Below are 15,142 nucleotides of genomic sequence, written 5' to 3'. Positions count from 1 at the left end.
AATTTGTTGCGGTTTGCAAAATAATATTCTGTATTTTTATCGGACAATAGTGTTTCCTAATACAAGATTATTTTCGGCGCCGTAATTTTTTATTGTCGGCACAGAAATATTCATACCTTCAACAATGTGGCCATCTGCTTCAGCAAACTCAATCATTGAAATATTCCCTACTGGCTTAAGCTCGGCTCCTGTGGCGAAATCATCTGCCGTGCGAAGTCTGAGGTACATGAATGGTTCGTCGGCAATTAGCTCAAGCGGTGATGTATTCACAAAGCTTATGTAGATTTTGCCACCTGAAATATTATACAAAAATTCATCGCTACCTTCATATTTTTCCGGCAACGCCAGTTGAATTTGCTCAACTTTTGCATTGCTTTCGGGAATATTTATAATTATTGAAATGGCAGCAGCGGACATGCTTCGATTAACACTTATAGGAACTTCAATAAGCTGACTCGCACCTGCAGCAATTTCACCCTTGTAATCAGGAATCATAATACTTTTGGCAGTTCCCGCCGGCCTTGACCCGTTCACATCCCCGGTGCAGATTGCATTAATATCAAGGTTCACATCTGCATCTGTAACTTTTACAAAGAATAAATTGCTGCGGTTAAGCACTCCAAAAGCCTGATCAAAGGTGTTTATTAAAGTATCCTCTGTGCTGCCTTTAACAGTGAACATCCAGTCTCCAATATTACTGAATGAACTTATCACATGTGCATAACGCTTTCGACAATTCAATGCATCAATAGCATTGATAACATTCAAATTGCGGGTATGACCTGCTATCAGATAAGTCCTGGTTAGTGAAGGATTGTGCAAACCATGATTCTCAATATACAACGCATCGGTAGAATTTATGCCATCGAAAGCACGCGTGGTCGTTAATGCAAGATCATAATTTCCGGGCTGAACGCCACTGAATGTAAATGTTCCGTCTGGCTGTAACATTACTGCATCTATGACCGTGTTGCTTCCATGGGGGTAAAGGAGTACCTGTGTTACTTTTGTGGGTTCATACATAGAATATGGGTTCGGATTCGGTCCGGAATAATGGGGGTAGCTGATGCTTCCGACAATCTTCAGCGTGCTTACGGTTACTGTTACTGCATCGGTAGCTGTGCAACTGCCGATGGTCACAGTGAGTGTATACGTTGTTGTTGTCAACGGATCTGCCGTTGGATTGGCAATTGAAGCGATACTGAGTCCGTTTATTGGTGCCCACGAATAACTTGTTCCAAGTGATGAACCACCGATTACAACCCCTGCACCCCCGTAAAACGTGATATCGCTGCCGGCCTGTGCTACGGGAATATTGACATTTAACTGGGCTGTTGCTGTCGTCTGTCCGCAGGTATTTATAGCACTAAGCGAATACAATCCACTCTGTGCCGCGCTGCTGATTGTAATGGACGGACTCTGAGCCGTTGTTGAAAATCCGTTCGGTCCTGCCCATAAGAACGAAGCGGCATCTGTGGCTGTCGCCGAAAAGCTAACCAACTCTCCAAGACACGCGTCAGTTGGAGTTGCAGAAGCAATCACAGAAACAGGTGCGCTTGTGTGAACAATTACAGGAGTTGTAAAACTCTGAGTACTTCCGCAGCCATTAAACGCTGTACGCGTAAATATTCCGGCATTCGCAGTGCTTACAGTGCTCAGTACCGGATTCTGTGCCGTCGATGAATAACCGCCCGGGCCACTCCATAAAAAGCTTGTCGCATCAATCGTACTGCCGGTTAACATAAGGCTGGAGTTCTGGCATACTGATGTTGGCATTGCACTCACCATACTTATCATTGGGGCAGTTGCATGAACCGCAATATAGGCCGTAACAGCCTGGGCGGTGCCGCAAGTATTCGTTGTTGTTAGCGTATATACACCGGCATGACCAGGACTTACATTGTAAATTACCGGATTTTGCGTCGTTGAAATATAACCTGACGGACCATTCCAGAGCCAGCTGTTGGCGCCTGTTGCAGCACCCGAAAGTGTTACATTCTGGGTGCTGCAGAGTGCATAAGACGATGCCGCTGCCGAAACTGAAGTAGGCGATGTATTCACAATCATTGATATTGGGCTTGATGCAGTTGTCGCTGGGCTTGCGCATTGGTAATTTGATGTCATTACACAACTCACAATATCACCGTTATTCAGTGTTGCGCTTGAAAAAACAGAACTGTTCCCGGATGCTGCACTATTTACAAACCACTGGTAGGCTGGGTTGCTGCCTCCATTTACCGAAGTTGCCGTAAAGTTCACCGTTGTTGCTGAACATACTGCGCCGGCGGGTGCTGCGCTCACCGAAACAGACGGAGTAAGCACAGGCAGCACTGTAATGCTTACGCTGTTAGATGTAGCCGTGGCAGTACTTACACAACTAAGGTTTGATGTCATGACGCATGTTACAACATCGTTATTTACCAGTGATGAACTGCTGAAGCTGGCTCCGGTGCCGGCGTTTGCACCGTTCACTTTCCATTGGTACGAAGGTGCAGTACCTCCGTTGGCCGGAGCAGCACTGAAATTGACCGTATTCCCCGGGCAAATAGTGGCCGATGGCGATGCTGTAATAGTAACTGCCGGCACCAAACCTGACGAAACCACCATGCTTATTGCGTTTGATGTGGCCGTTACCGGGCTCACGCAACCTGCGTTTGACGTAACAATACACTGGATAAAATCGCCGTTGATTAGTGCCGCATCGCTGTAGTTAGGGCTGTTGCCGCCCACAGTGCCGTTATTCTTTTTCCACAGGTAGTTGGGCGTGCTTCCGCCAAGTACTGGTGTTGCAGTGAAAAGTACCGTGGTGCCGGGGCACACAGAACTGCCCGGTGATGCCACAATGCTTGCTGTGGTTTTTGCAGATGAAATGAGCCAGCCTGTATTGCCGCCTGCATCTATCGCGTTCGTTGCAATAAAATCAGTCGCGCCTGTTGCCAGATTATCTTTACATGTAACCCATTGCAGGCTTAGCGGGGTATTATCTTTATTGAAAAAGGCAGGCTGCCCTGCAGTTCCTGATACAATAGATGCATTATTGCCACACGAACCGCCTGAAATTATCTGACCGTTACCGGTAAAATCCTGTATTTTGCCACTCTGGAACGTATAAGTTTTGTTAGCACTAAGGCTCATGTTGCCATAAAAGGCATTGGGCCCGTTTATGGTGCCGTTGCCCGCGAAAGAAACATTGTTAAATGCGTTTGAAGAATTGCCATTATTGAGAATACCGGATGTTGCTCCGCTGAAACTAATGGTTGATGCGCCGGCATTCAGCGATAAACCACCCTGATAATAAAATGTATTATTTCCTGACCCGGAAATGGTAAGCATAGAATTGCCCAGATTCAATATACGACTTTGGTCAGTACTGTCAGAAAACCGGCCACAATCAATCGCTACATCATTTGTGATTAATGTACCCGAAGTATGCAGAATCGTTTTCGTGCTCGCATTAAATGCATCTTGCAATGTCCAGCTTCCTGAGCCGGAAAATGTTGCGTTACCTTTTATCTGATTGCCTGCAGTTATGATAGTATTCCCTGTGATTGCGGAATTAAATGTAATTGACCCGGTATAATTATTTGTTATACCAGCAACGAGCTTCAATGAGCCGCTGATATCTAGTGCTGCACTACCTGCCAGCGTTGGTGCATTTGTTACACCACTCCAGTCCATATTGCGACAGGCGGCCGCGGCATTTACAGTGGTGGTTTGCCCGCCGCCATTGAAACTGTTGAGATCAAAGTGAACATTTATTGCGGAATTTGGGAGAAGACCAACAGTATTGGGCGGACCACCCGAACAAGGTGACCAATGGAGCGGATCTGTCCAGTTGCCTGTGCCGCTGAGAGGACTTCCATAAGGCACCCAGTACAACCCGGAAACCGGGTGAAGCGTCCATCCGGTAATATTACTCCCGACAATGCAACTGTCTGCCGTAAATGAAACACCGCTTGCGTTTACATCTCTTAGATAATTATAATGTGTAAGTACTCCGGCACCTGCCGATTTGCTGATAGTGGCCGGACTGCCTGCTACCGATGAAACAATGGAAATCATTTCGCAACCTGCAATAGCATTAAGCTGACCGCTTGCACCCAATGTTTGAGTTTTACCGCTCTGAAGCACGTAGGCTTTTCCCGGTGCAAAACTAAGAACACCATTGAACGTATTTGCGCCGTTGATTTCTCCGTTGCCTGCAAAGCTCACATTATTAAAGGTTGCACTGCCCGTTGCCGGCTGGTTATCGAGCATACCGGTGGCAGCAGGGTTGGTGAACAGCACGTCATTGAACGCTAATCCGTTCCCATTATGGCTAATGGCAGGGCTGCCCGCCCCTGTAAAGATGACAGTGGAAGTGCCCGCATTAAAGGTCATCCCTGTGGAAATAATGCTGAAAGCGGAGCCGGTGATGGTAAGATTAGAATTGCCTAATGTTAAAGATCGCGTACCTGTGCCATTTGTAATATAGCCACTGCAAATAATATCACGGTTATTCGTATTCAGACTTCCATAATTGTGGAAGATCAAAGATGTACTGATGTTAAGGTCGTCGAGCAAAGTCCATCCGCCAACTACAGTGTCCAATGCCAAGATGCCTAATATCTCTTGCCCTGCCGTTGTAATAGTATTCCCTGTCGTAGCGCTGCAAAACCTGAGCCGGCCGGTGTAAGAGTTCGTCATGGCGCCTATGAATGTCAAGGAACCATAGATGTTCAAAGTTTCAAAGCCTTCCAGGTTTGGTTGCATTGCAGCTCCTGTCCAGTCCATGTTCTTGCAGCAGGCCGGACTATTTATATTTACTGATTCGTTTAGATGCAAAAAACTATGAGCATCAAAATGTACGTTATTGTTACTGTTAGGAACAGAACCGCCACCCACGCCTCCGCTGGAGCACGCCCAATGGCTCACTTCATTCCAGTTACCACTGCCGTTTACCCAATATCTGTCTGTACTGCCTATAACGGATAATGTAACTGTATTAGTTGCAAGAGCTGTTGTCCCCGATGGACAATGCTTAACAGTTACCATGCATCGAACTTGGTCACCGTTTTGTGGATTCAACAAAAAATAGGTAGGTGCAGTTGCCCCTCCGATATTCGTACCATTTTTTTGCCATTGATAAGCTGTTGGAATACTTCCGCTTACCGTAACATTGAAAAATGCGGAGGTTCCGGCACAAACCTGTGGTAAACTGTTGATACTTGCTGTTGGATTAGACCAAATTACTGATAGTTTTGCCGGTTCCGAGTTTTCGGTCTGGCAACTGTTGGTAACCCGGCAACGGTAGTAATAATTGTCCATTCCGGCTGTTGCCCCGGTGATATTCATGGTTGCAGTATTCATGCCTGAGTAAACGCCTCCGTCATTCTGGTTGCTCCAGCTTACATTATTATCTGTACTTACCTGCCACTGGTAACTTACAGGATTTGCAGCAACCACTGAAAACATTGTATTGGTGCCGGGGCAGATTAAGCGTCCTGTGCGGGGTGTTGCATACGGAGGAATTATTGCTGTAACATAGCTCACACTTCCAAGTGTGAAGCCAGCGCAATTCCAAGGGTGGCAGGAGCACAACTCCGGGTGACCCCAGCAACGATGCATACAGCAGGGATCCCATGCGTACCCGCTTGGACAAGCTGCGGCTTCCGGAACAACATCGTATCTGTTGCAAATCCATCCTATATCGTAACATGCTGTGGCAACATTCACCACCCCTGCTGTTGTTTTCTCGTATAAGCAGCATTGGGCTGTTAATGTGTCTTTTTGTATTGGTATTTGTGCTGAAGGTATTGTCTCAACAGTCGGACAGTTCACCTTCATTTCGTTATAATGTTCAGGCTCGCTATGGCTTTTACCCGTATTTTCTATTGAATGGTCATTATGCTTGTCGTTGCCGGCAGATTCGCTAGTCATATTTTCAGGGCCTGTAGTTTCAGTAAAATATGTTTTTTCATCGGGTGTGATAAACCGTATCCGGTATTTAAAGCTGCGAACAAGCGAGGGCGAATACTCATTTTTATCATTGTACATGAACCGCCCGTGCCCGGGCTCCGTTGAATAAATTATTTTATTGAAATATCCGAAATTTTCAGGATAATACAATGCCGCAATATCAGGCAGTTCCATTACAGTGGCAGAGGCAAGCAGGTCATACGTAATACCGTCAACAGTGCGGTCCAGCTCAATTATTTCCACGTCCAAACCTTCTGGTATTTCCCAGAGTACCTTCACGGCATTGCCCTCAAAAGGGGAAACAACAACATAGGTGTCAAGAGCTTTATCGGTACGGAATGGCTGCTTTTTGCCATTTTGCGCACCTGCCTGCTGTGGTATAATCAGGATTACCAACAGTAACAATTGAATCGGGAGTATTCTCTTTATTAATGAATATCCCCTTACCGGATTATTCCCCTTTTCGTCTGTTTTCATATTTTTTATTTTAATAAAAACATTCTTCTTTATTAATTTTTAATTGTCCTTATTTTCTCATCAGTTGAGCTTTGTCGCTGGGCCTCGGTTGCTGAGCCTGTCGAAGCGCCCGAAGCCTCAGTTATGTACCCTTCAATCCGCCAGTGGGCGGACTCAGGGTACGGTTCTTTCATTATTAACTTTTAACTATTAATTCTTAATTTTTAACTATTCCCGATTACCTATTCACTATTACCTTCTTATAAAGCCTCTCAATTTTACCTTCCGAAGAAAAGCACAAACGGTAATTATAGATTCCGGAAGCCAATGTGCCACGACTGAACTGCAGCGTATGATATCCTTGCGACTGGTCTTCGTCAGTTAATAACATCACCTGTTCGCCTAACATATTGAAAAAGGCAAGAGTCACATGTCCTTCGGTTGGAAGGTAATACGTAATCTGAGCATTGTTGCTAACCGGGTTTGGCACGCATTCGCCCAGTATGAGTTCATGTTCTTTTTCTTTGTATATTACCAACGGCAGTTCAAGTGACGGATTCTGAACCAGGTTTCCTTTAGCATCTGCAATTTCGAAAACACCCAATTCATTGATTAATCTGAGTTCGTCGCCGGCAGCGAATGTTTGTGGTACACGAAAGCTCACAGTAATAAACGGCTCGCCGGCTTTTATCTGAAGTGCTTCTGTGCTCACCCAGCTCAGTAGAATTTTTCCACCTTTGATATTATATATCAGTTCATCTGGATTAAGGCTTAGGCGCCTGCCGTTCATCATCACCTCTTCGATTTGCAGGTTTGACGGATAGTCTATAATGAGCGATATCGCGCCTGCATCTGCATCTATATTCAGGCTCAGAGGCACCTCAATCAGCTGTCCGGCCGTAGCTGCAATTTCGCTTTTGTAGGTCGGTACTGGATAGTTTTTTAGTATGATGTCCGATCGTGAGCCATCCGCATCACCCACACACAATGCTCCAATATTTAGGGTGTGGTCAGCATCAGTCATCTTCACTTTAAAGGTATTGTTGCGGTTCATTATACCCTGGTTCACATCATAGGTGTTCAGCAGGGTATCGTAGATCGGTTCATTGGCTGCAAATAGCCAGTCACCCATAGTAAACGAGCTCAGCGTTTGGACAAAACGTTTGCGGCAATTCAGCGCATCTGTTGCACTCAACGTGCTTGTATTTTGAGTATGTGCTGCTAATAAATAGATTCCCGCAAGGTCTGTGAGGTGAATATTGTGTTTCTGAATTGCCAGAGCATCGGGCGAGCCTACACCCTCAAAGATGCGTTCACTTTTTACAGTCACATTATAATTTCCGGGAAGCACATTATTGAGTGTGTAACTGCCATCATTCTGCAGTACGGCAGAATCAAGTTTCGTAGTTTCACCATCAGCATACAGATACACTTTATTTTCCACGCCGTTGCTGTAGAGCGAATACGGCGACAGGCTCAGACCTGCCATATACTGGTAATTGATGGTGCCGCTTATCTTCAGATTTTTCAACGTAACAATAACTTCATCCGTGGCTGTGCATCCGCCGGTGGTTGCGGTGAGTGTGTAGGTTGTTGTTGCCGAAGGTGAAGCGAATGGTTGTAGAACCGAAGGATTGCTGAGCCCTGATGCCGGAGCCCATGTAAATGAACTGCCTGACGAAGCGCCACCAATTTGTATACCGCTGCCGCCGCAATAATTTACATCGGGACCTGCAAGCGCGATAGGCGCATTCACCCATACTCTGGCCGTATCTGTGCCGCTGCCACAGGCATTGATGGCAGCTAATGTGTAAATTCCCTCATCGGCAGTTGTAATACCTACAATTGCCGGAGGGTTTTGCAATGTTGAAGAAAACGAATGCGGTCCACTCCAGCTCCAGCTTGTAGCATTGGTTGCCGTACTTGCAAGATTGAGGGTGCTGCCTGCACAAACGTGCGTAGGGCTGGCGCTTGCTATTACGGTAGTTGGCGAACTTCCCCAAACCGTAACTGGAGCAGTAGGAGCAGAAGTTGTGCCACAACCGTTGATAGCGGTAACTGTATACATTCCTGCTCCCGATGTCAATATGCCTGATAATACTGGGCTTTGGGCGGTAGCGGTATATCCACCCGGGCCATTCCAGCTCCATGCTGTTGCGTCTGTAGCTGTGCCGGTAAGTGTAAGATTACTTCCGGCGCAAACCTGCAAAGGTGATGCTGTAGCCGAAGCGGCTGTGGGCGCAACGGTTTTTACAATAACGGTGTATGAATTTGAAGTGGCCGTAGTATAGGTAACACAGGCTGCATTGGACGTAACTACGCAGGTTATTACTTCGCCGTTTACCGGAGGTGTATAAACCCATGTTGCAGCATTGGCGCCGCTTACAATCACACCATTCTTTTTCCACTTATAGGAAGGAGCTGTACCACCGTTTACAATGGTTGCCGTGAAAAGGGTTGATGTTCCACTGCAGATTGAACCTGCTGCGGGACCTGCAATAGTTACGGTGGGTGATGTCGGCGTGGCTACCCACGAAGTGACGTTAGAAACGATTGCTGAATTATTCGCTGTAAAGTCGGTCGCTCCTGATGCTGTATTGTCTTTTAAACTGACCCAATTTACCGTAAGAGGTGCGAAATCTTTATTAAATATTGCTGCATTTCCTGCTGTCATGGCTGTTATAGCTGCCGGATTGCCACAACTCCCTGTTGATACCAATGTGCCTGTAGCACTGAAATCCTGAATCTTTCCACTTTGGAACGCAGCCGTTTTTCCTCCTGCAACAGTTAGCGCGCCCGTAAAGAGGTTGCTGCCTTTTATAAAGGCATTTCCTGAAAATGTCACATTATTGAATTTCTGGACTACTGCTGAGTTATTATTTAATGTATCCTTGGCTGCGGCAACGGGGAATTCAATATTGTTAAACGTTGCTTGCGAACTTCCACTTACATAGAAACCGGCAGTGGTACTTCCTTTTAGGCTAATTGTGGAGGTTCCCGCATTCAGACTGAGATTTGTTGTAGTTACATTAAATCCTTGTCCACCGTTATAATTTATCTCTACTATTGAGTTCCCTAAATTTATAGAACGGGTATTCGCAGCTGTAGAAATAAAATGACTGCAGCGGATTTTATTCCCGTTTGTCGTAAGGCTGCCGAAGTTATGTGTTATATCATACCAGGTGGTGCCATTGTATAGTACTAAGCTGTCCAACAATGTCCAGCCACCGCCGGCTCCTGTGCCAAATACAACCGGCCCTTTCAGTGCTTTAGTTCCGGTTGTGATAGTTTTGCCTGTTGCTGTACTGCTGAATGTGATGGTGCCGCTGTAATTATTCGTCAAGCTGCTTATCAGTGTCAGCGATCCATTGATATTTAGAGCTGCGCTGCCTGTGAGTGTTGGAGTAACTGCCCCTGTCCAGATCATATTGTTGCAATTCGCAGTTGCATCAACAGTAACAACCGCAGAATTACCGCTTGCCCCGTCAAAATTGGCCGAGGCATTATTTATAGTGTTGGGTATAATACTTTTCGTATTGGCACTACCTCCTGAGCAGGCCGACCACTGCGCCGCGTTGCTCCAGTTGCCGGTTCCGCTTATCCAGTATAGGTCAGATGAATTCCAATTCCAACCGCTGCAGTTGCCCAATGAAAATGAATTATCGGTATTGAAGGTGGCGCCACCTGTTGCTGTGATATCCTGCAAATAGCAGTATTGTATCCCTGTTGTGCCGCTGCTTTTGCTGATTGTTGCCGCCGTACCGGATGTCGACGCATTAATTGTTATCATGTTTGGGCAAATGCCGGGTGCAGTTATACTTGCCGAAGTACCCAGCGTTTGTGTGCGCAGTGACTGCAAGGTATATGTCTTGCCCGGAGCGAAGAACAGTGTGCCATTGATTATATTATTGCCATTAATGATTCCGTTACCGGCAAAGGTTATATTATTAAAAGTGCAGGCATTTGTGGCGTGGCTATTCTGAATATATCCGGTTGAAGAGGGGTTTGAAAAAGCAATATTTCCAAAGGTGAGAGCATTGCTGATACTGATATAGGGTGTGCCCGAACCAGTGAATTTTATGGTTGAACCCAATGCTGACATGGTCAGACCGCTGCTATTAATTGACAGGGTTGATACTCCGGAACCGGTCAACTCCAGTATGCTGCCGCCGATATCGAGGGTGCGTGCTGCAGTGGTATTCTCATTCAGCGTTGTGCATAACAATTTATTTCCGTTAAGTATAATGTTCCCATACGCATGCGTAATATCAGAAGTGCTTATAAGACTGTCCAGCAGTGTCCATGAACCGCCCGCAGCAGTGCCGAAAATAATAGGACTTTTTATTTGTATGATTCCGCAAGTAATCGTATTCCCGGCCGTAATAGCCGAGAACGTCATGGTACCCGTATAGTTATTTGCCATACTCGGTGTAAGCGTAAGTGAGCCTTTGATATTGAGCGATGAACTACCTGTTAGTGTTGGGGTATTCACTACGCCAGTCCAGTTCATGCTGGCGCAATAAGCGGCAGCATTCACGTTTACACTTTGTCCGTTCGTATTAAAACTGTTTGCCGTAAAATAGACATCCATCACATTACTCGAATTGGGGTAATCGTTTCCGGGATTGCTGTATGAAGTCGGGCACATTGACCAGTGCAGAGGGTCGTTCCAGTTGCCGCCATTGCCTACCCAGTAGAATGCTGAACTGCCTGTCCACCCGCTCGAAGTGCCGGTAATAAGGCTGTTGTTGGCATAGAAAGGTACAGTCGATGCTTTAATGTCTGAAATATTTGCATAGGCGACTGTTACCGCAGTCCCTGATGTTTTTGAAATCAGTGTGGTTGTGCTGCCGGCCGTTGATGAGCTTATTGAAATTATGTCCTCACATGTGCCATTCGCGATAAGGTTGCCTGATGCACCAATGGTCTGTGTTTTTCCTGTTTGAAGGGTATAGGTTTTTCCTGAAGCAAATGTGAGGCTCCCGTTATAGGTATTATTCCCATTTATAATTCCGTTGCAGGCAAAACTCAGGTTATTGAAAGTTCCCTGACTTGTAGCATGGGTGTTGTTAATAGTGCCTGTAGATGAGGGATTCGTCCAGTTTACGTTATTGAATGTAATAGCTCCATTGTATTGAAGCGTTGAACTGCCGCTGTTGGTGAAGCGTATCTCCGAACTGCCGGGTGTACATGTTAAACCGGTAGTGTTGATGTTCATTGATGTACCGCTGCCTGTTATTGTCAGCCGGGAACCTGCGGTTATAAGACTTCGAGTAGTTGTGTAATTTTCATTCAAACTCTTACATTTCACATTAAATCCGCCTGTGTTTATTGTGCCATATTGATGGTTTATTGCAAAGCTGCCTACGTTCAGGCTGTCGAGCAGGGTCCAACCACCACCGTTGCCTGAAAAAGTGATATCTCCTTTAATAGCTTTTTTGAATGTTTTAATAGTTTTGCCTGTTGTGGTTGCGGCAAACACTATGGGTCCGGTATTATTATAGTACATATTATCACATAATGTAAAGGAGCCATTGACCGTCAAAGTGTATGTGCCCGAATTGGTAAATGTTGGCCAGTTGGCAGCCGCACTCCAGTCCATACTATTAACGTTGGCAGCGGCATCAATTACTACGCTTTTACCGGGGACAGGAAAGCTGTTCGCATCAAAGACAACGTTTATGCCTGAACATGAGAAGTCGTTTAAAACTGCTCCGCTTTCATCTGCCCAGTTCTGCGGAACGCTCCAGTAGCTGCTGTTATAGCCTCTCCAGATAATGATTCGGTCGCTGTATTGTAACCAGGTAAAGCCGGTGCTATTGATATTTGTTCCGCCATATACTTTGAATGTTGCTCCTCCAGTTGCTGTTACATTACTGATTGTGGTTTTAGGGAATACAACAATGCCGCTGGCTTTCTGAATAGTGCCATTGACAATCTTGTTTTTTCCACTACCCGCGCAGTCCTGATAGAGCTGTTGCAGATATGCGGTGCTGCCAAGTGTAATTATACCTGATATATTCAGACTGTCATAGCTTAATGAGCCATTAATGGTGATTCCACCTGTTACGCTCATGGAAATGAAATTCTCAATACTGTAAAAATTCAGATTTGAGCTGCCACTTTTGGCGAATTCCCCCCCATTGGTTGTTCGCCGTATGGTAGATGTTCCGGCATTAAGCGTAAGACCATCGCTACCAAATTGTGCATTGGCCGCAACACTTATTATTGAACTTCCTAAGTTGAGGGTACGAGAATTAGAATTATTTCCTGCAAAATTGTTGCAGCTAAGGGAAAAGCCATTGGTATTAAGGGTTCCGAAAGTATACGTAATATTTCCACTGGTAGAGAAATCTTCCAGAAGAGTCCAATTGCCTGCGGCATTATCGCCGATAATTATATTGGCGTTAATAGTAATGCCGCCGCAGCTTATGGTGTTGGCAGCAGTGCCTACAAGTCGGATTGGCACATTAGAAGCGAAATTTACAGATGATTTTATGCTTAGGTTTCCGGAAACATAAATGTCTCCGGAAAATAGTGAAGCTTTATCTATTGCCGGGTAGTCTGTGCCCAGATTTATCCAGGTCAGGTCTTTGCATGTGGCTGAATAAAATGCCGGTATTGTAACCGTAAAGCCCGTGCCGCTAAAACTATTCTCATTAAAGACTACATTGTCTGCGCTTGTTGGTAAGCTGGCACCTCCGCTGCCACCGCTAGTGGCGCTCCAGTGTGCTGTCTGATTCCATGTGCCGCCATCACCCACCCAGTAGCGATCGGCAGCACTCGCTTGCCGGTATGCACATGATAAGAAAATAACTACACCCATTGCCAGATGCATTACGCATCGCTTTATTTGCAACAGATTTTGCGATTTATTTATTGTTTCTGAAATTCCTTTGTTTCTTGAAAGAGAAGATTTTTTTTGCATACGGCTTTAGTATTTAATTCATTCGATGTTATCATTAAGTGTTCCAAAAAATGTATCAATCACTATATTAGATGATTAATAAATGTTTTAAATTTCATCCTGCCTCAAAATAAAGATTAATTAAGCATAAATCGCTTTAGTATTTACTCGTATATGTCATAATTGCAACTTGTTACAAGGCTTTTCCAATAATGGAAACGCGTTTCCTAAAATGAGAATGGTTTTGTGGTCTTTTTGGGGCTGCACACTGCCCTTGATCACGGACTCTGCAACTTTTGTATATGATTTGATTTTTGTTTCAAATATAGTTTATTTTCACCAAAAATACAATACTTTTTTTAATAACATGTATCATACCAATAAATTTTAATTGCTGATAGTTAGACTATTAGGATATTTATAAAATAACAATTTCTCTACGAATGAAACATACCTTATCCTCAACACGGTATTTTCAGGTCTATACATACACTTTTTCAACATGGTCTTCTTCATCCAATTTGAAACTGAGATGTATGATAAATAGGCTGATGGCGAGAGTGTATTTATATTTGTTGATATTTTTTCTGGAGAGCGGAGTTCCCGGCTTTAAGTTTATTTATCTGTCAGTAATACTTGTAGTTAAGTGGTTTCTTGAAATAGACTTCGTGTATTCTGTCTTGAAGTTCTTCTGCCTTAGCAACCCAAATTTGCCGGTCTGTCAGGCACTGTAATATCTTATATTCACGCTATTTCCGTATATTTGTAAATAGAATTCTAATCGCACCTAAATGAAAAAACTTCTTCTATTGATATTGTTGTTATGTGTTGGTGCATCAGTTCAAGTTTCGGCCCAGAATTATATTGATGTTATCAGATTCAAGAACGACAGTATTCAAAAAGGATATATTATTGAACTAATACCGGCGCAAACCGTGAAGCTGCAAACGCGCGACGGTCAGATGCTGGAGTTCAGCATGGATTCGGTAAAAGACATTACCAAAGAGATTGACCTTACAAAAAAGAGCGGTAAGAAATTTGACATGACGAAAGTCAAAACCAAAGGCTACCGCATGTACCTCGAGCTTTTCTCCGGCATCCCGTATGGGAAGGTAAAGCCTACAGATACCCATTATCCGGCGTTTCAAAACAATGCTGTACGATATGGTCTTTCTATGATTAACGGTTATCAGAGCAATGCTCATTTATATACCGGTTTTGGTGTGGGTGCGGGCTATTTTTATGATCTCAGTGACGAAGGCCTTGAAGTACCTGCGTTCACTGATGTAAGAATTAATTTCACAAGCGGGCAGTTCAGCCCGGTACTGGTATGGGATGTGGGATATGTATTTGTGCTTAAATCAAAAACAAATCTGAGTGAACGAAGCGGTTTCTTTACCAATCCCGGTATTGGATTCCGCGGCTATATTACACGTTCGTTATCCGGGAATTTTTATATCGGCTACCTTTTGCAGGAAAGCCGCGATTATCTTGAACTTCCGGGTACAACCTATTCAAGTTATCAGAACACTATCAGGCACTACCTCTGCATGAAAATGGGGATATCATTCTAAAGTTAGCGTAATTTTTGCGCTTCGGTGTTTCGTCGCTTCGATCCGCCGGTTGGCGGACTCAGCGACCGAAGCTCAGCAACTATCTCCGTACCCTGAGTCCGCACATCGTAGGATTGATTTGTCTGATTCAGGTTCTCTGATTCTTTGAAATCTTCAATTCAAATTTCTCACTTCATGCTTTCAGACTTTTCAACTTTACAAACTTTTTGACTTTATAAACTTTATGAACTTTTAACTTTATAGACTT

General features: G+C 44.6%; 3 protein-coding genes. 1 reads left to right on the top strand and 2 read right to left on the bottom strand.

The window, feature by feature from the left end:
• Positions 1 to 36 precede the first annotated feature (36 nt).
• Together WCM76_14385 and WCM76_14380 are read right to left on the bottom strand one after the other, a co-directional pair.
• Complete coding sequence (locus WCM76_14385; protein ID MEI6766813.1) at positions 37 to 6,435, bottom strand: hypothetical protein; 6,399 nt, start codon at positions 6,433 to 6,435, stop codon at positions 37 to 39.
• A 217-nt stretch (positions 6,436 to 6,652) separates the two neighbouring features.
• Positions 6,653 to 13,342 (bottom strand): hypothetical protein, encoded by a 6,690-nt coding sequence (locus WCM76_14380; protein ID MEI6766812.1) that lies wholly within the window; start codon positions 13,340 to 13,342, stop codon positions 6,653 to 6,655.
• Positions 13,343 to 14,112: 770 nt separating this feature from the next.
• Between WCM76_14380 and WCM76_14375 the strand changes: the two genes are divergently transcribed.
• Entirely contained in the window at positions 14,113 to 14,895 is a 783-nt protein-coding gene (locus WCM76_14375) for a hypothetical protein (protein MEI6766811.1), read from the top strand.
• The last annotated feature ends 247 nt before the right edge of the window (positions 14,896 to 15,142 follow it).

This window comes from Bacteroidota bacterium, assembly GCA_037133915.1.
Lineage (GTDB): Bacteria > Bacteroidota > Bacteroidia > Bacteroidales > CAIWKO01 > JBAXND01.
Note: the sequence above shows the minus strand (reverse complement) of the source record. Positions and strands in the feature narration are given on the sequence as shown.

Coding starts and splice junctions, on each gene's coding strand:
- WCM76_14375 (MEI6766811.1), top strand. CDS start 14,113: ATGAAAAAACTTCTTCTATTGATATTGTTGTTATGTGTTGGTGCATCA.
- WCM76_14385 (MEI6766813.1), bottom strand. CDS start 6,435: ATGAAAACAGACGAAAAGGGGAATAATCCGGTAAGGGGATATTCATTA.
- WCM76_14380 (MEI6766812.1), bottom strand. CDS start 13,342: ATGCAAAAAAAATCTTCTCTTTCAAGAAACAAAGGAATTTCAGAAACA.